Genomic DNA, 21,247 nt, shown 5'->3' with positions numbered 1-21,247 from the left:
GCCCGCGTGCCTGCCTCCGTACGGAAGCGGGGATCAGCCCTGGAGGATGGCGCGCGCGAGGCGGGCCGTCTCCGACGGGGTCTTGCCCACCTTGACGCCGGCGGCCTCGAGGGCCTCCTTCTTCGCCTGGGCGGTGCCGGAGGAGCCGGAGACGATGGCGCCGGCGTGGCCCATGGTCTTGCCCTCGGGCGCGGTGAAGCCCGCGACGTAGCCGACGACCGGCTTGGTGACGTGCTCGGCGATGAAGGCCGCGGCACGCTCCTCGGCGTCGCCGCCGATCTCGCCGATCATGACGATCAGGTCGGTGTCGGGGTCGTCCTGGAACGCCTTCAGCGCGTCGATGTGGGTGGTGCCGATGATCGGGTCACCACCGATGCCGACCGCGGAGGAGAAGCCGATGTCGCTGAGCTCGTACATCATCTGGTACGTCAGCGTGCCGGACTTCGACACCAGGCCGATGCGGCCGGAGGTGGTGATGTCGGCCGGGATGATGCCCGCGTTGGACTGTCCGGGGGTGATCAGACCGGGGCAGTTGGGACCGATGATCCGGGTCTTGTTGCCCTTGCTGCCCGCGTACGCCCAGAAGGCGGCGGTGTCGTGGACGGCGATGCCCTCGGTGATCACGACCGCGAGGCCGATGCCGGCGTCGATGGCCTCGATGACCGCGTCCTTGGCGAACTTCGGCGGGACGAAGATGACGGTGACGTCGGCACCGGTCTTCTCCATCGCCTCGGCGACCGAGCCGAACACCGGCACCTCGGTGCCGTCGAAGTCCACGCTGGTGCCGGCCTTGCGCGGGTTCACCCCGCCGACGATGTTGGTACCCGAGGCGAGCATGCGCCGGGTGTGCTTGGTGCCCTCGGAACCGGTCATCCCCTGGACGATGACCTTGCTCTCCTTGGTCAGGAAGATAGCCATGATGTGGTGACCTGTCCCTTACTTCGCAGCCAGCTCGGCGGCGCGCTCGGCGGCGCCGTCCATGGTGTCGACCTGCTCCACCAGCGGGTGGTTGGCGTCGGTGAGGATCTGCCGGCCCAGCTCGGCGTTGTTGCCGTCCAGGCGGACGACGAGCGGCTTGGTGACCTCTTCGCCCTTGGACTTCAGCAGCTCCAGGGCCTGGACGATGCCGTTGGCGACCGCGTCGCAGGCGGTGATGCCGCCGAAGACGTTGACGAAGACGGACTTGACGTCCGCGTCGCCCAGGATGATCTCGAGACCGTTGGCCATGACCTCGGCGGAGGCGCCACCACCGATGTCGAGGAAGTTGGCGGGCTTGACGTTGCCGTGGCCCTCACCGGCGTAGGCGACGACGTCCAGGGTGCTCATGACGAGACCCGCGCCGTTGCCGATGATGCCGACCTCGCCGTCGAGCTTGACGTAGTTGAGGCCCTTGGCCTTGGCCGCGGCCTCCAGCGGGTTGGCGGCGGCGTGGTCGACCAGCGCCTCGTGCTCCGGCTGGCGGAAGTCGGCGTTCTCGTCCAGGGAGACCTTGCCGTCGAGCGCGATGACGCGGCCGTCGGCGACCTTGGCGAGCGGGTTGACCTCGACCAGGAGCGCGTCCTCGGAGAGGAAGGTCTTCCACAGGGTCTGCAGGATCTCGGTGACCTGGTCGGCGACGTCGGCCGGGAAGGCGGCCGCCTCGACGATCTCGCGGGCCTTGGCCGGGGTCACGCCCTCGATGGCGTCCACCGGGATCTTGGCGACGGCCGCGGGGTTGGTGGCCGCGACCTCCTCGATCTCCATGCCGCCCTCGACGGACGCGATCGCCAGGAAGGTCCGGTTGGCGCGGTCGAGGAGGAAGGAGACGTAGTACTCGGAGGCGATCTCCGGGGCCAGCTCGGCCAGCATCACCTTGTGAACCGTGTGGCCCTTGATGTCCATGCCGAGGATCTGGCCGGCCTTGGCGACCGCGTCCTCGGGGTCCGACGCCACCTTCACGCCGCCGGCCTTGCCGCGGCCGCCGGTCTTCACCTGGGCCTTGACGACAGCCTTGCCACCGAGTCGCTCCGCGACCTCGCGCGCCGCCTCAGGCGTGTCGATGACTTCACCGGCCAGCACCGGTACACCGTGCTTGGCGAAGAGGTCCCTCGCCTGGTACTCGAACAGGTCCACGCGCGTCCGTCCTTGGTAATCGCGGTTCGTTGTCTGCGTGCGTGCCGGGGGCGGTCGTCGCTGACGTCTTCGTAACGAACCCTACGAACGGTCGTACGGGGGGCGCACACGGCGGCCGAGCACGCGGCATGTCCGTCTCGCAGGTTATCGCCGCATGGGCGGCACGGGTAAATCGGAGGTGGCGCGGGAGCGGTGAGAACGGTCACAGACCAGCCGAACGAGGGGCTTCCCTTGACAGCGCAAGCGCCGCCGGCGCCCTGCGGACGGCCGTCCCGGCGGCGTCCGGCAGGACAGGAACGCTCACCGAGCGTGACCGGGCCGCTGCCGTCCGCCCGGCCAGGCGTCACCCGCCGGCCTCGGGCACGGGCAGCGGCCGCTTCTCGACGGCGGCCGCCATCACCTCGGGGAAGAGGTCCGGGGTGCAGGCGAACGCGGGCACCCCCAGTGCCGCGAGCGCCGCCGCGTGCTCGCGGTCGTAGGAGGGCGCGCCCTCGTCCGACAGCGCCAGCAGCGCCACGAACTGCACGCCGGACGCCTTCATCGCGGCGACCCGCTTGAGCATCTCGTCGCGGATGCCGCCCTCGTACAGGTCGCTGACGAGGACGACGACGGTCTCGGCGGGCCGGCTGACGAGCGACTGGCAGTAGGCCAGCGCCCGGTTGATGTCGGTGCCGCCGCCGAGGCTGGTGCCGAACAGCACGTCGACGGGGTCGTCCAGATGTTCCGTCAGGTCGGCGACCGCCGTGTCGAAGACGACGAGCCGGGTGTCGAGGCTGCGCAGGGAGGCGAGCACGGCGCCGAAGACGGACGCGTAGACCACGGACGCCGCCATCGAGCCCGACTGGTCGATACAGAGCACGACGTCCTTCCGCACCGCCTTCGAGGCACGGCCGTGGCCTATCAGCCGCTCGGGCACGACCGTGCCGTGCTCGGGCAGGTAGTGGCGGAGGTTGGCACGGATCGTGCGGTCCCAGTCGATGTCCCGGTGCCGGGGGCGGTCCACCCGGGCGGAACGGTCCAGCGCGCCGGTGAGGGCGGCCCGGGTCCGGGTCGCCAGACGCCGCTCCAGGTCATCCACGACCTTGCGGACGACGGCACGCGCCGTCTCCTTCGTCGTCGCGGGCATCGCCTTGTTCAGCGAGAGCAGCGTGCCGACCAGGTGGACGTCGGGCTCCACCGCCTCCAGCATCTCCGGTTCCAGCAGCAGCGCGGAAAGCCCGAGCCGGTCGACGGCGTCGCGCTGCATCACCTGCACGACGCTGCCGGGGAAGTATCTGCGGATGTCTCCCAGCCAGCGCGCGACCTGCGGCGCCGAGCCGCCCAGGCCGCCGCTCCGCGGGGGAGGTGCCCCGCCGTCGCCGCGCGGCGCGGCGCCGTACACCGCCTCCAGCGACTGGTCCATCGCGGCGTCCCGGCCCGTGAGGCGCCGCCCCGTGCCGTCGGCGGGCCCGCCGCCGAGCACCATCCGCCAGCGGCGCAGCCGCTCGTCGGCCTCCGCACCCTTGCCCGGGCGCTCGCCCGTACCCGTGCCCTCGTCGGTGTCCTTCACGCGTCCTGACCCCCGTCCGCTCCGCCGGGACCCAGCAGCAGCCGCACGGTGGACAGCGCCGCCTCCGCCCGCTCCTCGTCGAGCCGCGAGGCGAAGCCCGGCAGGCCCTCCCCCGCGGCGCCGGCCGCGCCCCCGCCTCCCGGGCCGCGCCGCACGAGCTCCCCCACCGTGCGCCGCACCCCCGGGTCGAAGCCGCCGAAGGTGCGCCGCAGCAACGGGAGCACGTCGTCGAAGGCCGCCGCGGGCACCGTGGTCAGCCAGCCGTCGACCAGCGCGAGCAGCCGCTCGTCGTGGACCAGCAGCATGCCGCCCCCGGCGAGGAAGCCCTCGACCCAGGCGGCCGCCTCCTGGGGCGCCGTGCCGTGCGACAGTGCGAGTCCCATCAGCCGGGCCACCTCGCCGGGTCCCAGGCGGGCGTCGTCGAGGAGCAGCCGTGCGGCGCTGCCGCGCAGCAGTCCCGGTATGCCGCGGTCCCGCACGGCCAGCTTCCGCAGCACGCCGGCCCAGCGGTCGCGCAGCGCGTCGTCGCCGAGCAGGACCAGGGCCTGCTGCACCTCCACGACATGACCGCGCATCTCGGCGGCGCCGTCCGCGTCGAGCCCCGCGCAGGCGGGCGGGAGCCCGACGCAGACGCGCTCCGCGAGTCCCCCGGCGACCTCGCGCAGCGCCCCCGCGTCCGTGCCCCGAACGTCGCCGTAGCGCAGCGAGCGCACCAGCGCGGGCAGTGCCTGCGCGAGGTGCGCGACGTCCGTGTCGAGCGCCGCCCGGTCGGCGAGCACCCGCATCACCGTCGGCAGGGCGTCCGGCAGCCCGGCGAGCAGGCAGCGTTCCGCGAGGCCCGTCAGCTCGGCGAGCGCCCGCGCGTTCACCGCCGCGTCCTCGGCCCGGGCGCCCGCCGCGGACTCCACCGTGGTGCCCCACACCCCGGCCTCCGCGACCGCCACCGCGAGTTCCGGCTCCCAGCGCAGCCGCCAGCTCTCCCGGAAGGTACCGGTGGCGGCCGTGCGGGACCGGCTCGGCCGCCCCCAGTCGATCCCGAGCATCCCAAGCCGGTGCAGCAGCCGGCTGCGTGCGGCGTCGGTGTCCTTGCGCAGGTCCAGGTCCGCCTCCTTCTCCGCCGCCTCCGGCTTCATCCGCAGCCTGCGCTGCTCGCGTGTCAGGTCGCGGGCGAGAGGCACCGCGGGCGCGCCCCGCGGGACCTCGCCCAGCACGTCCCCCACCACCAGCCGGTCCCGGATCAGCGCCAGCGGAACGTCCGATCCGTCGCACATCACCGCCCGTACCGCGTCCGTGGTCTCGCCGAGCCCGGGCAGCGGGCGGCCGCGCAGGCCCGCGAGGGTGTCGGCGAGCCGTACCGCCTCGATGACGTGCGCGGAGGAGACCGGGAGGTCCTCCTCGCGCAGCAGGCCGGCGACCTTGGTCATCCACCGGGCGACGGGCCGGTCGGGCGAGGTGAACAGATGGCGGTACCAGCCGGGCGAGTCGATGCCGGCCCCGTAGCCGCCGGCCCGGGAGAGCCTGCGGTGCGTCCAGGGCACCCAGGTGACCTCCACCTTCGCCTTGGGCAGGCCTTTGAGCAGGGCCCGGTCGGCTGTGACACCGCCCGTACGGGCGAGGGCGGGCACGTGCCAGGCGCCGCACACCACCGCCACCCGCTCGTGCGCGCGGCGCGCCTCCCGTATCCGCAGCCGCATGTGGGCCTCGCGCACCGCGTCCCCCCGGTGTCCCCCGTCTCCGTAGGTCTCGCGCAGCACACCCATGGCCTCGGCGAGCGCCCCGAACGCGGCCAGCGGGTCGCCGTCCCCCTCGCCGTCCCCGCCGCGGTGCTCGACGGCGTCCTCCCACCAGCGCTCCGGATCGTCGTGGCCGGCCGCCCGCGCCAGCACGGCGAGCGGGTCGATGCGCGCGTCCGCCGCTCCGGCTCCCTCTTCTCCCCCGTCCCCTTCTCCTCCTTCCTCTCCTTCCCCTCGTGCCCCTGGTCCGTGCGGAGCCTCACTCTCGTCGCGCAGCAGGAGCGAGTGCGCGGCGGGAAGGTCGATGAACCGCACCGGCACCGCGTGTCCGGCCGCCCAGCGGATCGCCGCCCATTCGGGGGAGAACTCGGCGAACGGCCAGAAGCCGGCCCGGGACGGCTCGTCCACCACGTGGGCGAGCAGCGCGACGGGCGGCCGCATCCCGGGATCGGCGGCGAGCCCCAGCACCGCGTCGGCCTCCGGCGGGCCCTCGACGAGCACGATCCGCGGCTCCAGCCGGTCGAGCGCGGCCCGTACGGCGCGGGCCGACCCCGGGCCGTGGTGCCGAACCCCCAGCAGCGCCACCCCGTCCGCGGCGGTCACGGCGTCACCTCACGGCAGGCACGGTAGAAGTCCTTCCAGCCCTCCCGCTCGCGGACCACCGTCTCCAGGTACTCCTGCCAGACCACGCGGTCGGCGGACGGGTCGCGCACCACCGCCCCGAGGATCCCCGCGGCGATGTCCCCGGCGCGCAGTACACCGTCGCCGAAGTGCGCCGCCAGGGCGAGTCCGTTCGTCACCACGGAGATCGCCTCGGCTGTGGAGAGGGTGCCGGAGGGGGACTTCACCTTCGTGCGCCCGTCGGCGGTGACCCCGCCGCGCAGTTCGCGGAAGACGGTGACCACCCGCCGGATCTCGTCCGCGCCCTCCGGGGCGGCGGGCAGCTCCAGCGAGCGCCCCAGCTGGCGGACACGGCGGCTGACGATGTCGACCTCCTCCTCCACGGTCGCGGGCAGCGGCAGCACGACCGTGTTGAAGCGCCGGCGCAGCGCGCTCGACAGGTCGTTGACGCCGCGGTCGCGGTCGTTGGCCGTCGCGATCACGTTGAACCCGCGCACGGCCTGGGTCTCGGTGCCCAGCTCCGGTATGGGCAGGGTCTTCTCGGAGAGGATGGTGATGAGGGTGTCCTGGACGTCCGCGGGGATGCGGGTCAGCTCCTCCACGCGGGCGATGCGCCCCTCGGCCATCGCGCGCATGACCGGGCTCGGGACCAGTGCCTCCCGGCTCGGGCCGCCGGTGAGCAGCCGGGCGTAGTTCCAGCCGTAGCGGACGGCCTCCTCCGGGGTGCCCGCGGTGCCCTGCACGAGCAGCGTGGAGTCACCGCTGACGGCGGCGGCGAGGTGCTCGGAGACCCAGGTCTTGGCGGTGCCCGGGACGCCGAGCAGCAGCAGCGCCCGGTCGGTCGCGAGCGTGCTGACCGCGACCTCCACGATCCGCCGCGGACCCACGTACTTGGGGGTGACGACCGTGCCGTCGGGCAGCTCGCCGCCGAGCAGGTACGTGGCGACCGCCCACGGCGACAGGTTCCACCGGGCCGGGCGCGGCCGGTCGTCGGCCGCCGCGAGAGCCTTGAGCTCATGGGCGAACGCGTCTTCGGCATGCGGCCGGAGTGCGGTGTCCACGGACATGGTTCTCCCCTGTTCTCCCATGGAGCCGATGGCGCGGACGCCCCGTCAGCCCCCTCGGGGCGTCCGCGTTCCCACCATCGCGCACCCCACTGACAATCCCGTTCGCGCGTCAGGAAGCCGCAGCTCAGGGCGGTTTGTCAGTGGCTGCCCGTAGCGTCGTGGCCATGAACGGGACGGATGGACGGCGAGCGGAGCGGTGGACGCCCGACCAGGTCCTGGCACTCGCGTCCGACACGTCGTCACGCGAGGCCGGGAAGGGCCTGGCGACGGCCGCCCGATGGTCCGGGACGGGGAGTTCGGGCACCGCGGTGTGGGGGTCGTGCGCGGGCGGCGGCAGTTCCCCGTACCGGGCGGTGGCCGAGACGGTGGGGCCCGCCTTCGGGTGCAGCTGCCCCGGCCGCACGTCCCCGTGCGCGCACGTGCTCGCGCTGCTTCTCCTGTGGGCGGGGGGCGAGGTGGGGCCGGCCGCGCACGGGGGCGGCCGGCCCGACTGGGTCACCGCATGGCTGGACTCGCGCCGCGCGCGGGGGGAACGGACGGAGCGCGGCGGGCGCGGGGCGTCCGGCGGTGACCGGGAGGCGGCGCGCAGGCGGGCCGAGCGCCGGGCGGAGCGGGTCGCCGCCGGGGCGACGGAGCTGGAGCGGCGGCTGGCGGACCTGCTGCGGGGAGGCCTGGCGGGCGCGGACCGCGAGGGGTACCGGCCGTGGGAGGAGATGGCGGCGCGCATGGTCGACGCCCAGGCCCCAGGTCTCGCCACGCGGGTGCGCGAGCTGGGCGCGCTCGCGGGGGCGGGGGGTGACTGGCCGTCGCGGCTGCTGGAGGAGACGGCGCTGCTGCACCTGCTGGCCAGGAGCTGCCTGCGGCAGGAGGCTCTCCCCGCGCCGCTGGCGGCCACCGTCCGGTCCCGGGTCGGCTTCACCGTCGACTCGGCGGAACTCCTCGCCGGGCCGACGGTGCGCGACCGATGGCTGGTCCTGGCGCGGCAGGACACGGCCGACGAACGTCTCACCACCCGCAGGACCTGGCTGTACGGCGAGGCCACCGGCCGTGCCGCGCTGCTGCTGTCCTTCGGGGCGGCGGGCAGGGCGCCGGAGCCCGCGCTGCCGGTCGGCCTCGGCCTCGACGCGGAGCTGGCCTTCCATCCGGCGGCCCGCCCGCTGCGGGCGGTGCTCGGGCCGCGGCACGGCGCGCCCCTGCCGGGCCGCGTGCCGCCGGGCGTACCGGTGGCGGCGGCGCTCGACACGTACGGGCAGGCCGTGGCCGGCGATCCATGGCTGGACGCCTGGCCGGTCGTGCTCGCCGGTGTCGTGCCGATACCCGGCGGGGCGGGCTGGCAGGTGGCGGACGCGGACGGGAGCGACGCCGTCCCCGTCGCGGCGGGCGGCTCCGGTGCCGGAGCGGGGCTGTGGCGCCTCGCGGCGGTCTCCGGCGGCCACCCGGTGACGGTGTTCGGCGAGCTGGGGCACCAGGGCTTCCGTCCGTGCACGGCCTGGGCCGGCACGGCCGCGGAGCCGGTGCCGCTGACGGTGTGATCCCGGCCGGGATCCCCGAGGGCGGCCGCGTGGAGACGACGACTGGAGGGGGACCGATGACGACGACCTGGGCCGAACTGGTCGGCACCGCGCTCCTCGGCACCGGCCGCAGGGGCGGCCCACCCGAGGAGCTGCTGGACACCGCCGCGCTCGCCGTCGTGCGGCGCCGCGCCGGGGTGCGGACGGCCATGGCGGGGGCGCGGCCGGCCACGGCACCCCACGACCCGCGGCCACCGCTGCCCGAGGCGGCGCGACGGCGCCTGTCCCTGCTGCTGGCGGACCGCTCGGCCGGGGGCGGCGGCAGCCGGCGCGGCGCCGCCCCCAACCTCGCCGAGCTGCTGCCCCAGTGGCTCGGCGAGGCCGTTGCCCGCGGCTGGTCCGCCCCGCCGGAACTGCTGCCCGCGCTGCTGGACGCCGCCCGCGCGCGCACCGACCTGCGGCCCGACGCCCTGGCCCTGGCGGGACCGCGCGGGCTGTGGCTGGCGGAGCTGAACGCGGACTGGCGTTTCGCGCTGCGCGCCGGGGCACCCGGCGTCGTCCCGGACACCGGCGACCGGGGCGCCGTGCGGACGCTGTGGGAGGAGGGGCTCTTCGCCGAACGGGTGGCGCTGCTGGGCCGGCTGCGGGCCCGCGACCCGCGCCGGGCGCTGGAGCTGCTGCGCTCGGGATGGGCCGCCGAGCGCGCCGAGGACCGGCTGATGTTCCTGGACTCGCTCCGCGAGGGCCTGTCGCCGCAGGACGAACCGTTCCTGGAGCAGGCCCTCACCGACCGCAGCCGCAATGTGCGGGCCACCGCCGCGGAGCTGCTGTCGGCCCTCCCCGGCTCCGCCCTCGCCGCCCGGATGGCCGCACGGGCCAGGACGTGCGTCGCGTGGGACCCGACGGTGGGACGTATCGGCGTGGAGGCGCCCTACGAGTGCGACGCGGCCATGGAACGCGACGGTGTGGTGGCGATACCCCCGGCCGGGCGCGGGGAGCGGGCGTGGTGGTTCGGCCAGGTGGCGGATGCTGCGCCGCTCGTCACCTGGCGGGAGCGCTTCGGGGGCCGGACCCCGGAGGAGGTCATCGCGCTGCCCGTCGCCGACGACTGGCAGGCGGATCTGCACGCGGCCTGGTGCCGGGCGGCCGTGCGCCAGGGGGACGCCGCCTGGGCGCGCGCCCTGCTGGGCCCCGCCCCGGCTCCCGCGACGGCGGTCAGCCCGGTCGGGGACCCGGCGAAGCTGCTGTCGATCCTCCCGGCCCCGGAGCGGGCGGAGTGGGTGGCCCGGTTCATCGCGGCGCACGGACTGTCGGAGGCGTTCCAGATGCTGGCGGTCTGCGCCGTGCCCTGGTCCGGGCCGCTGGGGGCGGCGGTGGTGGACGCCCTGGACATCGCGCGTGACGCGGGCAGCTACCCGTGGAGCTTCAGCGGGGTGATGGGCCTGGCCGAGCGCTGCATGGACCCGGCTGAGGCCGACCGGGCGGCCCCGCTGGCCGCGGTGCCCGCGGAGTCCGCCGACACCTCGCCGGGCGCCGGGGCGTACTGGGCGGAGGCCTTCCAGCGACTGGTCGGCACCCTGCGGCTGCGGGCCACGATGCTCGCGGAGCTGGCCTGATCAGGCGGCCGTCGCGCCGCCGTCCGCCGCCATGGGGCCCGCCGGCGGCGGTGCGGGGCACGCCCGCACCGCTGTCCGCGACGATCAGGCTTCGGCCGGATGGCGGATGTTGTCGTTCACCCAGGTGATGACGTCGGTGGTCGGCGTACCCGGGGTGAAGATCGCGGCCACGCCCAGTTCCCGCAGCGGCGCGATGTCGTCCTCCGGGATGATCCCGCCGCCGAAGACCTTGATGTCCTCGGCCTCACGGTCGCGGAGCAGCTCGATCACCTTGGCGAAGAGCGTCATGTGGGCTCCGGAGAGGATCGACAGGCCGATGGCGTCGGCGTCCTCCTGGATCGCGGTGTCCACGATCTGCTCGGGCGTCTGGTGGAGGCCGGTGTAGATGACCTCCATGCCGGCGTCCCGCAGCGCCCGCGCGATGACCTTGGCCCCGCGGTCGTGACCGTCCAGCCCCGGCTTGGCGACCACCACACGGATCGGTCCGGACACTCCCATCACTGCCTCCATACACGATTGCTGCGCTCAGCGGGCACTTGTGTGAACGAACGTTATCGCCAGCATCCCCCGTGCGGACAGTTTCACGAAGGGCCCCGAGGGGGAAATCACACATGGGACACGTTCACGTTAGAAACGCGTTCGGCCCGTGGTCGTCCTCCGTTCAGCAGGCGACGCGGGCCGTCGCGTTCTCGGCGCACGGGGGACAGGGCCGTCTCCGTGTGCCCACGGGAGGTAGGCCATGGGCGTCCTGTCTTTCGGTGTCGGAGACCGCTTGGTACGCCAGGCGGCCTACGTACGAGCCGCGGCGATCGAGATCGCCATCCTGACCGGTCATGTCTTCCTCTACCCGACCGGAATCTTCCAGGAACGCGGGCCGCAGCCGGCGGCCGGTGACCCCGAGGTCCCGCCCCGGCTCCCCACCGCGGGCCGGAGCCACCCCCCGGTGCTCCTGCTGCACGGCTTCGTGGACAACCGTTCGGTGTTCGCGATGCTCCGCCGGTCGCTGCGGCGGCACGGCTGGCCGCATGTGCAGGCGCTCAACTACTCGCCGCTGACCTGCGACATCCGTACGGCGGCGGCCCTCCTCGGGCGCCACGTCGAACAGATCTGCGAGCAGACGGGGCACCATCAGGTGGACATCGTGGGCCACAGCCTCGGCGGACTCATCGCGCGCTACTACGCCCAGCGCCTGGGCGGCGACACGCGGGTACGCACCGTGGTCACCCTGGGCACCCCGCACGCCGGGACCCGGGCCGCGCCGCTGCTGAACCCGCACCCGATCGTCCGCCAGATGCGGCCCAACTCCGACCTCATCGAGGAGCTGGCCAAGCCGGCGCCCGGCTGCCGCTCCCGCTTCGTGGCGTTCTGGAGCGATCTGGACGAACTGATGAGCCCGGTCGAGGCCGCCCGGCTCGACCACCCGGACCTCATCGCCCGCAACGTCCATGTCGCGGGGGTCGGGCATCTGACCATGCCGGTCCACGCCGCCATCGCCGCCGGCATCCGGCAGGCGCTGCTGGGAGAGGAACTGGCGTCGGGAGCCGTGGACGCCGCCTGACGGCCTTGCCCCCATAAGCATCGAAAGGCAATCGAACACAAGGCATCGGGGACCCCTGAATCCCGCCGAAGATTGTGGGCGTCGCCCGCTGGGGGATACAGTCGCCGCTAATTCTCCTGCTGCCGAGGCGAAAGAGAAGCGGTGAACGACCGTCATCCGGCGGGGTACGCCCCCGAGTACAGCGGCTATGGGTACGAGGGCCATTCCGACGCCTCGTACGCGCCCACGGGCGCCGCTCACGGGAATGACGATCCCCTCTTCGGCTCCTGCCAGGGTTACCCGGCCTACGACACGGGCTCCTACGCCACCGTCTCGTACGACACCACCGCCGGCAGCACCGCCGGCACCACGGCGACCGGCCACTGGCCCTCGGGGCAGACCGCCGACTACGGCGACCACACCGGCACGGTCACCGGCACCTGGTACCTGGACCCCTCGCAGCCGCAGCCGACGGCGGCCTACGACTACACGCAGTACGAGCACACGGCCGTCCACGCCGCCTACGGGGAGCCCGAGGCCGCCCACGGCCACGCGCCCGAGCCCGCCGCGTACGAGCAGCAGGAGCGGTACGGGACCGCGGCCTACGCCCCGGAGCACCACGAGGCCGAGCCCTACGAGGACGAGACCTACGAGCCCGGGTCCTACGACGACGCCTACGACGGCACCGAGGACGCCGCCGAGCCGGAACCGGAGCACGACTCCGCGGAGGACGCCCCCGCGGCCGTCCTGCCGCGCCCGCGCGGCGGAAGCGGCGGCGGGAACCGCAGGCGCCGCCCGGCCCGGCGCTCGGCCCTGCTCACCGTCGCCGTCCCCTCCGTGGCGGTGATGGGCGTCGCCTGCGCGGCCGCCGTCACCGTCAACACCGAGGACGCCGCCGACAACAGCCGCACGCAGGCCGACGGCGCCCCGGATGCGGTCGATGCCCCGACCACGAAGCTCGACCAGCAGCTCGCCGGGGTCAACCGGGACGTCGACGACTTCACCGACCGCGCCAGCCGCAGCCAGGAGCGCATCGACCTCAAGGAGCGCCAGGCCCAGGAGCGCGCGAAGAAGGCGGCGCAGGCGGCCCTCAAGGAGCAGCTGCGCCCCAAGTTCATGCTCCCGGTCAAGTACCACGGCCTGAGCGCCTACTTCGGCCAGGCGGGCGTGAACTGGATGTCCGTCCACACCGGCATCGACTTCCCGGTGGACTACGGCACGCCGGTGATGGCCGCGACCGACGGCGTCGTGCGCACCCAGTGGAACAGCGCCTACGGCAACATGGCGATAGTGACCGCCCCCGACGGCACCGAGACCTGGTACTGCCATCTGAGCAGCACCAAGATCCGCTCAGGCTCGGTCAAGGCCGGCGACGTCATCGCCTATTCCGGCAATTCGGGCAACTCCACCGGGCCGCACCTCCACTTCGAGGTGCGTCCCGCCGGCGGCTCAGCCGTCGACCCACTGCAGTGGCTGCTGAACCACGGGGTCGACCCCCGCTGAACCCCCGGCTCCCCGGGCCGGGCCGAAGTCCCAACCCGGCTCCGGACCCGGACCCGGACCCGGACCCGGCTAGAGCTTCTCCACCGGCGCGTACCGCAGCAGCAGCACCTTCGGCCGCTCGTCGCCGAAGTCGATCACCGCCTTGGCCTTGTCCCCGCTGCCGTCGACCCCGACGACCGTGCCCAGCCCGAACGTGTCGTGCGTGACCCGGTCCCCCACCGCCAGCGAGATGACCGGGCGGTCCTGGGTGCGCCGCGTCGCGAAACCGGAGGGGCCGCTCTTGGAGGAGGAACGCGACAGCATCGAGGCCGCCGCCGACACCGAGGCGGAGGGTGCCGCGGAGGCGCCCGTGCGCCTCCACTCGATGAGCGGCTCCGGAATCTCCTCCAGGAAGCGCGAGGCCGGGTTGTACGAGGGCTGGCCCCAGGCGCTGCGCATGGTGGACCGCGTCACGTACAGCCGCTGCCGCGCCCGCGTGATACCGACGTAGGCGAGCCGCCGCTCCTCCTCCAGTTCCTTGGTCTGACCGAGCGCGCGCATGTGCGGGAAGACCCCGTCCTCCATGCCGGTCAGGAAGACCACCGGGAACTCCAGGCCCTTGGCGGTGTGCAGGGTCATCAGCGTTATGACGCCGCCGCCCTCGTCGTCGTCCGGGATCTGGTCGGAGTCGGCGACCAGCGCGACCCGCTCCAGGAACTCGGCGAGCGTGCCGGGCTCCTCCTCGGTGCGCTCCTGCTCGAACTCCAGGGCGACCGCCGCGAGTTCCTGGAGGTTCTCGATGCGGGTCTCGTCCTGCGGGTCGGTGGAGGCCTGGAGCTCGGCCAGATAGCCCGTGCGCTCCAGCACGGCCTCCAGGACGGTGGCGGGCCCGGCGCCGGAGTCGACGACGGTGCGCAGCTCCTCCAGCAGCTCGTTGAAGCGCTTGACGGCGTTGAGCGAGCGGGCGGCCATGCCGAAGGCCTCGTCGACCCGGCGCAGCGCGGCGGCGAAGGAGATCCGCTCGCGCGAGGCCAGGGCGTCGACCATCGCCTCGGCGCGCTCCCCGATGCCGCGCTTGGGCACGTTCAGGATGCGGCGCAGCGGGACGGTGTCCTCGGGGTTGGCGAGCACGCGCAGGTAGGCCAGGACGTCCCGGACCTCCTTGCGCTCGTAGAAGCGGACCCCGCCGACGACCTTGTAGGGCAGGCCGACGCGGATGAAGACCTCTTCGAAGACACGGGACTGCGCGTTGGTCCGGTAGAAGACCGCCACGTCACCGGGGCGGGCGTCCCCGGCGTCGGTGAGCCGGTCGATCTCGTCGGCGATGAACTGCGCCTCGTCGTGCTCCTGGTCGGCGACGTAACCGGTGATGACCGGGCCCTGTCCGGCCTCGGTCCACAGGTTCTTCGGCCGGCGCGAGGCGTTGCGCTCGATGACGGCGTTGGCCGCGGTCAGGATGTTCTGGGTGGAGCGGTAGTTCTGCTCCAGCAGGATGGTGCGGGCCTGCGGGTAGTCCTCCTCGAACTGGAGGATGTTGCGGATCGTGGCGCCGCGGAAGGCGTAGATGCTCTGGTCGGCGTCACCGACCACGCACAGCTCGGCGGGCTCCTCGCCCTCGGCCGCGTCCCCGGACGCCGTGCCGACCAGCTCGCGCACCAGGGTGTACTGGGCGTGGTTGGTGTCCTGGTACTCGTCGACCAGGACGTGCCGGAAGCGGCGCCGGTAGTGCTCGGCGACGTCCGGGAAGGCCTGCAGCAGGTTGACCGTGGTCATGATGATGTCGTCGAAGTCGAGCGCGTTGGCCTCGCGCAGCCGCGACTGGTACATCCCGTAGGCCTCGGCGAGCTTTTTCTCGAAGGGGTTCTCGGCCTGGTCGGCGAAGGTCTCCTCGTCGATGAGCTCGTTCTTGAGGTTGGAGACCTTGGCGCTGAAGGACTTCGGCGGGAACTGCTTGGGGTCCAGGTCCAGGTCACGGCAGACCAGCGCCATCAGGCGCTTGGAGTCGGCCGCGTCGTAGATCGAGAAGCTGGAGGTGAAGCCGAGCCTCTTGGACTCCCGGCGCAGAATGCGGACGCACGCGCTGTGGAAGGTGGAGACCCACATCACATTGGCGCGCGGGCCGACCAGCTGCTCGACGCGCTCCTTCATCTCCCCGGCGGCCTTGTTGGTGAAGGTGATCGCCAGGATCTGGCCGGGGTGCACCTTGCGGGCGCCCAGCAGGTACGCGATGCGGTGGGTGAGGACCCGGGTCTTGCCGGAGCCGGCGCCGGCGACGATCAGCAGCGGGGAGCCGGAGTGCTCGACGGCGGCGCGCTGCTCGTCGTTCAGGCCTTGGAGCAGCGCGGCCGGGTCCACCGCCGGGCGGGGGGCGCCGTCGCGGTAGTACGCGTCCCGGTCCACGGGCGCGTCGAAGCGCCCCTCGAAGAGGTCGTCGGGAACCGTCTCGGGCCCGTCCTCGGGAGGCGGCGGGGGCTCCTCCTCCCTCGGTTCGAGGCCGGCCAGGAAGCTGTCGTCAAAGAGGCTGCTCATCGCCTCCCGAGTCTAGGCCGTGGGACGGACAACGTTGCGCCGCTTGCCCGAGCCCGTACCTTCCGGACGCCCCGGCCGCCGTCCCCGGCCGGCCGCCGCGCGCGCCGCGGTCCGCCGCGCCCGGTCCGGCCCGTCCGGCCGGAACCGCGCCCGGTCCGGCCCCCTGCCCGTCACGAGCGGGCAGGACAGGGCCCTTCACGGCCCCGAATGGTGAAGGTCACGAAATGATTGCGGACAATTCGAACACCAGGGTTCCCACAGACCCCCGCAGTTGACTACCGTGCCGGATCAGGCGGTCCGCTCCACGCGGCGGCGACCGTGCCGTCACGGACCGCCTCCGCTGAGTCCGGCGACCGCCGGAGCCGGGGACCCACGACCTTGGGGTGAATCGGTCGGTACGGGCGCGACGCGCCCGCACGGACCGTAGGGCGGCCTTCCGAAGCCCGAACCCGACAGCTAACCCGGTAGGCGGTCCACGGAAGGAGCCGCCTGACTTGGCGACGCACCGCAAGCCGCGCCCGCGCGCGCTGACCGTCCCCGGCCCTCGGGCCGCGGTGGGACTCACGACCGCCGCACTGGCGACCGTCACCCTCTTCGGCGAGAGCGCGAGCGCGGCGCCCGCCTCACCCGACAAGCCCTCCATCACCGAAGTGAAGGCGCAGGTCGACAAGCTCTTCCACCAGGCGGAGGCCGCCACCGAGCGCTACAACGGCGCCAAGGAGCAGACCGAGCGGCAGCGCACGCGCGCCGACGCGCTGCTCGACCAGGTGGCCCGCAAGACCGAGACGCTCAACTCCGCCCGCCGCACGATCGGCGAGTACGCCGCGGCGCAGTACCGCGGCGGCGGCCTGGACGGGACGACGACCTTCCTGCTCACCTCCGACCCGCAGCAGTTCCTGGACCAGGCGCACCTGATGGACCGCCTGTCCGACCGCCAGGAGCACGCGCTGGAGACCTTCCGCTCCGAGCAGGCCGAGACGGCGGCCAAGCGCTCCGAGGCCGTCGAGAGCCTGCAGAAGCTGACCGAGGCGCAGCAGCGGCTGAACGCGGAGAAGACCGCGGTCAAGCAGAAGCTCGCCGCGGCGCAGAAGTTGCTGAACAGCCTCACCGCCCAGGAGAAGGCGCGGCTGGCGGCGCTGGAGAAGAAGCGCCAGGAGGAGGCCGCCGAGAAGGCCGCGGAGATCGCCGCCAAGGAGAAGGCCGCGCAGGAGGCGGCGGCGAAGGAGTCGGGCTCGTCCGCCGGCTCCTCGGGCTCGACGGCCCCGGCGTCCGGGACCTACGCCGCCAAGGCGGCCAAGGCGATCGAGTTCGCGCGGGCCCAGTTGGGCAAGCCGTACGTGTACGGCGCCACCGGCCCGAACTCCTACGACTGCTCGGGCCTGACCCAGGCCGCCTGGGGCGCCGCGGGCGTCTCGATCCCCCGTGTCACCTACGACCAGGTCGACTTCGGCAGCCGCGTGAGCGCCGACCAGCTGCAACCCGGCGACCTGGTCTTCTTCTACTCGGACATCACCCACGTCGGCCTCTACATCGGCGGCGGCCAGATGATCCACGCCCCCCACACCGGGAGCGTGGTGAAGATCGCCCCGATCACGGAGATGCCGATCTACGGCTACGCCCGGATGGCCTGAGCCCCCGGCCGGCCCTCCATGGCCGGGCTCAGGTCCACAGCACCGCGATGAAGATGTTGGCGGTGGTCAGCGCACCCACGGTGCCGAAGGCCGCCGCCGGCACCTTCTCCTCGTCCCGCTTGACGTAGACCAGGCCGAGGACCACCACCAGGACCGCGAGCTTCACACCGATCTTGATGTTGTTCACCGGCTGGTCGTCGGCCTGGTTGAGGCCGACCAGGAGCGCGCCGGTGACCAGCATGGTCAGGGCGCCGTGCAGCATGCCCGGCACGAAACGGGCCTCGCCGCGGCCCATGGCCTTCATCTGGGTGAGGAAGCCGCCCAGCAGCGCGGCGATGCCGATGATGTGCAGGCCGACGATCAGGTTGATGAGTACGTCCATGGCTCAGGACCCTAGCCAGGCTCATACCAGCGCCCGTCACCGAGGTCGCACTCTTCCGTCACATCGGTCACGGCCGGACCGGAAGTGACCAGGTCACCCGTCGAACAGCGGTCATCCGTGGGCAGTCCACGGCCGAATCGGACCAGTCCCGCACAGTGCGGAGCCCCCTCGCGGCGTCCAGGTTTAGCGTCCTGCCACAGGTGGCCGATCCCCACTGCCGCGCGGACCCCGTCCCCGGCACGGCCGCCCCCGCCGAAGGTCCGGCGGTGGACGGCTCCCCGTCCGCCCGCCGCCGGACCGCCGGGGGACGTACGGACAGCCCGGAAGGAGTGGCGTCGCGTGACGTCGCACAGAAGGCCCAAGGATCGCGGTCGGGCAGGCACGACCGCGCGCACCGCCGCCGGTCTCGCCCTGGCGGGCGCGGCCTCCATGACGGTGTTCGGGGAGGCCGGGCACGCCGAGCCGCGGCTGACCGCGGACGAGGCCAGGGCCCGGGTGGACCGGCTGTACGAGGAGGCCGAGCAGGCCACCGAGCGGTACAACGGCGCGAAGGAGAAGGCGGACACGGCCACCGGCCGCATCGAGCGCCTCCAGGACGAACTCGCCCGCAGGACCGAGCGCCTCAACCGCAGCCGGGACGGCCTCGGCTCCCTCGCCACCGCCCAGTACCGCGGCGGTGGCATCGACCCCGCCGTCCAGCTGGCTCTCGCCTCCTCCCCCGGCGACTACCTGGAGCGCGCCGGGATGCTGGACCGGATGAGCAGCCGCCAGAACGCCGCGCTGCGCGCGCTGTCGGCCCAGCGACGGGACATCGAGCAACTGCGCACCGAGACCGAGGGCGAGCTGGCGGAGCTGCGCGGCACCCGCGCCGAACTCGCCCGCCACAAGCACACCGTGGAGCAGCGCCTGGCCTCCGCACGGCAGCTGCTCGGCCGGCTCACCGCCGGGCAGCGCGCCGAGGTGCTGTCCTCCGGGGGCCACGGTTCCGCCGACCCGGCCCGTGCCGGCCGCGCCGCCACCGGATCGCGTACCGGTCTGGCACCGGCCGCCGCCCCCAACGCGCGGGCCGCCCGCGCCGTCTCCTTCGCCTACGACTCCCTCGGTCTGCCCTACGTCTGGGGCGCCACCGGGCCCTCGGCGTACGACTGCTCGGGCTTCACGCAGGCCGCGTGGCGCTCGGGCGGGGTGTCCCTGCCGCGCACGACGTACACCCAGATCAACGCGGGCACCCGGGTCTCCCGCTCCCAACTGGAGCCCGGCGACCTGGTGTTCTTCTACTCGGGCATCAGCCACGTCGGCCTGTACGTGGGCAACGGCATGATGATCCACGCCCCCCGCACCGGTGACGTCGTCAAGCTCGCCCCGGTCGACCAGATGCCCTTCGCGGGCGCCGCACGGCCGGCGTGACGCCCGCGCCGCGCGGCCTCAGACCAGCCGGCGGGCGGTCGCCCAGCGGGTGAGTTCGTGCCGGTTGCTGAGCTGCAGCTTGCGCAGCACCGCCGAGACGTGCGACTCGACCGTCTTCACCGAGATGTAGAGCTGCTTGGCGACTTCCTTGTACGCGTAGCCGCGTGCGATCAGCCGCAGCACCTCGCGCTCGCGCTGGGTCAGCCGGTCCAGGTCCTCGTCGACCGGCGGGGCGTCGGTGGAGGCGAAGGCGTCGAGGACGAAGCCGGCCAGCCGGGGCGAGAAGACGGCGTCGCCGTCGGCGACCCGGAACACCGAACTGACCAGGTCCGGGCCGGTGATGGTCTTGGTGACATAGCCGCGGGCACCGCCGCGGATCACCCCGATGACGTCCTCGGCGGCATCGGATACCGACAACGCCAGAAAGCGCACGGGGTGTTCGGCGTCGGCCATGAGCCCGGCGCAGCGCTTGAGGACCTCCACCCCGCCGCCGCCCGGCAGATGGACGTCGAGCAGGACGACGCCGGGCCGCGTCGCGGTGATGACGGAGACCGCCTGGTCCACGTCGGCGGCCTCGCCGACCACGTCGACCCCGGTCCGCTCGGTCTCGCCGATCTCGGCCTGCACCCCGGTGCGGAACATCCGGTGGTCGTCGACGAGGACGACCCTCACGCGTCGTTCCGTGCTCATGACGACCTCCCTGGTCCCTGGGCCCTGTCCATCTCCAGCTCCACTTCCGTCCCCCCGCCCGGTGCGGAGCGCAGCCGCGCCTCGCCGCCGTTGCGCCGCATCCGGCCGATGATCGACTCCCGGACGCCCATCCTGTCCGACGGTACGTCCTCGAGGTCGAATCCGGGGCCGCGGTCGCGGACCGATACGAAGACCCTGCTCTCCTCGACCTCCGCGTACACCTGCACGGGTTCGTCCCCACCGTACTTGGCGGCGTTGACCATGGCCTCACGGGCCGCCTGCATCTGCGCCACCAGGCGTTCGTCGAGCGGGCAGTCGCCCACGCACACCACCTCGACGGGGACGCCGTGCGCGTCCTCCACCTCGGCCGCCGCCCGGCGCACCGCCTCGGCGAGGGTGGCCGGCTCGTCCTCCTTGCCGTTGCCCTCGGGCCGGTAGAGCCACGCCCGCAGCTCCCGTTCCTGCGCGCGGGCCAGCCGCGCGACCTCGCGCGGGTCCTCGGCGTGCCGCTGGATGAGGGTCAGGGTGTGCAGCACGGAGTCGTGGACGTGTGCGGCGACCTCGGCCCGCTCCTGCGCGCGGATGCGGGCCAGCCTCTCGGCGGACAGGTCCTGGGTCATGCGCACGAGGTACGGTCCGGCGATCAGGGCCACCCCGACCAGGACGGCGAGCGCGGCCTGCAGGATGGTGCCCAGGTGGCTCACCGAACCCTGCACGACGAGGAAGCCCGTCACGCCCACGCCGACGAGGATCACCCCGGCGGCGCCGCGCGCGAAGGGCAGCAGCCTCTTGCGGCGGCTCAGCTCGGCCCAGCGGGCCCGGCGGGCGTTGTCGGCCTGCCGCCACACCAGGGCGACGCCGAGCCCGATCAGCAGCAGCGGCCACACATAGGCGTTGGCTCTGCCGAGGTTGAGGTTGTCCAGCAGGATGCCGAGGCCGATGGCGAGCGCGATGAGCGCGACGATCTGGCCTCGGTCGGGCCTGCGTCCGGCGAGCCAGGAACGGGCGTCGCGCGGCTCCTTGGCCTCGACGACCCCGCCGACGCCGAGCGGCACCACGAACCAGAAGACCGCGTACAGCAGGATGCCGAGGCCCTGGATGGTGGCCAGGACGACGAAGACCACCCGCACCCATGCCACCGGCAGTCCGAGGTGCCCGGCCAGCCCGCGGGCGACACCGCCGATCATCCGGCCCTCGGAGCTGCGGTAGAGCTTGCGGACCGGGGATCCGGCCGGGTCCGGCGGCGCGAAGTACGACGCCCCGTCGGGCGGGCTGGTCGGTGGTCCGGCGGCTGGCATGTCCCGATCGTCACACGTTTCGCGCACGGTGGGTATCAGGGTTGGCCCCCATGCGGGGTCAGGGTCGTTCCGGATACCGCCA

At 73.5% G+C, this 21,247-nt stretch carries 16 protein-coding genes and 1 riboswitch; of the genes, 6 read left to right on the top strand and 10 right to left on the bottom strand.

The features are described from left to right. Positions 1–33: 33 nt before the first annotated feature. From sucD to B085_RS0124350, 5 genes are all read right to left on the bottom strand, one after another. The gene (gene sucD / locus B085_RS0124370; RefSeq protein WP_018561217.1) at positions 34–918 is read right to left on the bottom strand and encodes a succinate--CoA ligase subunit alpha; all 885 of its coding nucleotides are present in this window, start codon (positions 916–918) and stop codon (positions 34–36) included. Positions 919–936: 18 nt separating this feature from the next. Beyond that, entirely contained in the window at positions 937–2,112 is a 1,176-nt protein-coding gene (gene sucC, locus B085_RS0124365) for an ADP-forming succinate--CoA ligase subunit beta (RefSeq protein ID WP_018561216.1), read from the bottom strand. 343 nt (positions 2,113–2,455) lie between these two features. Then, positions 2,456–3,577, bottom strand: a complete 1,122-nt coding sequence (locus B085_RS0124360; RefSeq protein ID WP_078620061.1) for a VWA domain-containing protein — start codon at positions 3,575–3,577, stop codon at positions 2,456–2,458. A gap of 80 nt (positions 3,578–3,657) precedes the next feature. Further along, the gene (locus tag B085_RS0124355) at positions 3,658–5,997 is read right to left on the bottom strand and encodes a DUF5682 family protein (protein WP_018561214.1); all 2,340 of its coding nucleotides are present in this window, start codon (positions 5,995–5,997) and stop codon (positions 3,658–3,660) included. After that, positions 5,994–7,082, bottom strand: coding sequence for an ATP-binding protein (locus tag B085_RS0124350; RefSeq protein ID WP_018561213.1), 1,089 nt, complete (start codon positions 7,080–7,082; stop codon positions 5,994–5,996). The genes B085_RS0124355 and B085_RS0124350 overlap by 4 nt, the downstream gene beginning before the upstream one ends. Before the next feature lie 164 nt (positions 7,083–7,246). Here B085_RS0124350 and B085_RS0124345 point away from each other — a divergent pair, with 164 nt between their 5' ends. Together B085_RS0124345 and B085_RS0124340 are read left to right on the top strand one after the other, a co-directional pair. After that, the gene (locus tag B085_RS0124345) at positions 7,247–8,614 is read left to right on the top strand and encodes a hypothetical protein (protein ID WP_037732375.1); all 1,368 of its coding nucleotides are present in this window, start codon (positions 7,247–7,249) and stop codon (positions 8,612–8,614) included. A gap of 56 nt (positions 8,615–8,670) precedes the next feature. After that, positions 8,671–10,209: a DUF5691 domain-containing protein gene (locus B085_RS0124340; RefSeq protein WP_026251379.1), complete on the top strand. Its 1,539-nt coding sequence runs from the start codon at positions 8,671–8,673 to the stop codon at positions 10,207–10,209. 84 nt (positions 10,210–10,293) lie between these two features. Here the strand turns inward: B085_RS0124340 and B085_RS0124335 are convergent, their stop codons facing one another. Further along, positions 10,294–10,707, bottom strand: coding sequence for a cobalamin B12-binding domain-containing protein (locus B085_RS0124335; protein ID WP_018561210.1), 414 nt, complete (start codon positions 10,705–10,707; stop codon positions 10,294–10,296). Positions 10,708–10,948: 241 nt separating this feature from the next. On the opposite strand from B085_RS0124335, the gene B085_RS0124330 reads away from it, so the two are divergent. Together B085_RS0124330 and B085_RS0124325 are read left to right on the top strand one after the other, a co-directional pair. Beyond that, positions 10,949–11,767 carry an esterase/lipase family protein gene (locus B085_RS0124330; RefSeq protein WP_018561209.1) on the top strand — a complete coding sequence of 273 codons (819 nt, stop codon included), beginning with the start codon at positions 10,949–10,951 and terminating at the stop codon, positions 11,765–11,767. A 141-nt stretch (positions 11,768–11,908) separates the two neighbouring features. Further along, complete coding sequence (locus tag B085_RS0124325; protein ID WP_018561208.1) at positions 11,909–13,249, top strand: M23 family metallopeptidase; 1,341 nt, start codon at positions 11,909–11,911, stop codon at positions 13,247–13,249. 69 nt (positions 13,250–13,318) lie between these two features. Here the strand turns inward: B085_RS0124325 and pcrA are convergent, their stop codons facing one another. After that, on the bottom strand, positions 13,319–15,757 hold the full coding sequence (gene pcrA / locus B085_RS0124320) for a DNA helicase PcrA (RefSeq protein ID WP_018561207.1): 2,439 nt from the start codon (positions 15,755–15,757) through the stop codon (positions 13,319–13,321). A gap of 328 nt (positions 15,758–16,085) precedes the next feature. Beyond that, a riboswitch (cyclic di-AMP (ydaO/yuaA leader) is annotated at positions 16,086–16,244 on the top strand. Positions 16,245–16,251: 7 nt separating this feature from the next. Between pcrA and B085_RS0124315 the strand changes: the two genes are divergently transcribed. Further along, positions 16,252–17,388 carry a C40 family peptidase gene (locus B085_RS0124315; RefSeq protein WP_018561206.1) on the top strand — a complete coding sequence of 379 codons (1,137 nt, stop codon included), beginning with the start codon at positions 16,252–16,254 and terminating at the stop codon, positions 17,386–17,388. Between the two features lie 28 nt (positions 17,389–17,416). Here B085_RS0124315 and B085_RS0124310 read toward each other — a convergent pair whose 3' ends face one another. Then, the gene (locus B085_RS0124310; RefSeq protein WP_018561205.1) at positions 17,417–17,770 is read right to left on the bottom strand and encodes a hypothetical protein; all 354 of its coding nucleotides are present in this window, start codon (positions 17,768–17,770) and stop codon (positions 17,417–17,419) included. Positions 17,771–18,109: 339 nt separating this feature from the next. Between B085_RS0124310 and B085_RS0124305 the strand changes: the two genes are divergently transcribed. Next, a complete protein-coding gene (locus tag B085_RS0124305) occupies positions 18,110–19,177 on the top strand; it encodes a C40 family peptidase (protein WP_018561204.1) in 1,068 nt (355 codons plus the stop codon). An 18-nt stretch (positions 19,178–19,195) separates the two neighbouring features. On the opposite strand, the gene B085_RS0124300 is transcribed toward B085_RS0124305, so the two are convergent. Both B085_RS0124300 and B085_RS0124295 read right to left on the bottom strand, forming a co-directional pair. Continuing rightward, complete coding sequence (locus B085_RS0124300) at positions 19,196–19,867, bottom strand: LuxR C-terminal-related transcriptional regulator (protein ID WP_018561203.1); 672 nt, start codon at positions 19,865–19,867, stop codon at positions 19,196–19,198. Continuing rightward, positions 19,864–21,165 carry an ATP-binding protein gene (locus B085_RS0124295; RefSeq protein ID WP_018561202.1) on the bottom strand — a complete coding sequence of 434 codons (1,302 nt, stop codon included), beginning with the start codon at positions 21,163–21,165 and terminating at the stop codon, positions 19,864–19,866. Before B085_RS0124295 ends, B085_RS0124300 begins: the two co-directional genes overlap by 4 nt. Positions 21,166–21,247: the final 82 nt, after the last annotated feature.

This window comes from Streptomyces sp. BoleA5 (assembly GCF_000373665.1).
Taxonomy (GTDB): Bacteria; Actinomycetota; Actinomycetes; order Streptomycetales; family Streptomycetaceae; genus Actinacidiphila.
The sequence above is the reverse complement of the archived record's forward strand: the minus strand, read 5'-3'. Positions and strand labels throughout refer to the sequence as shown.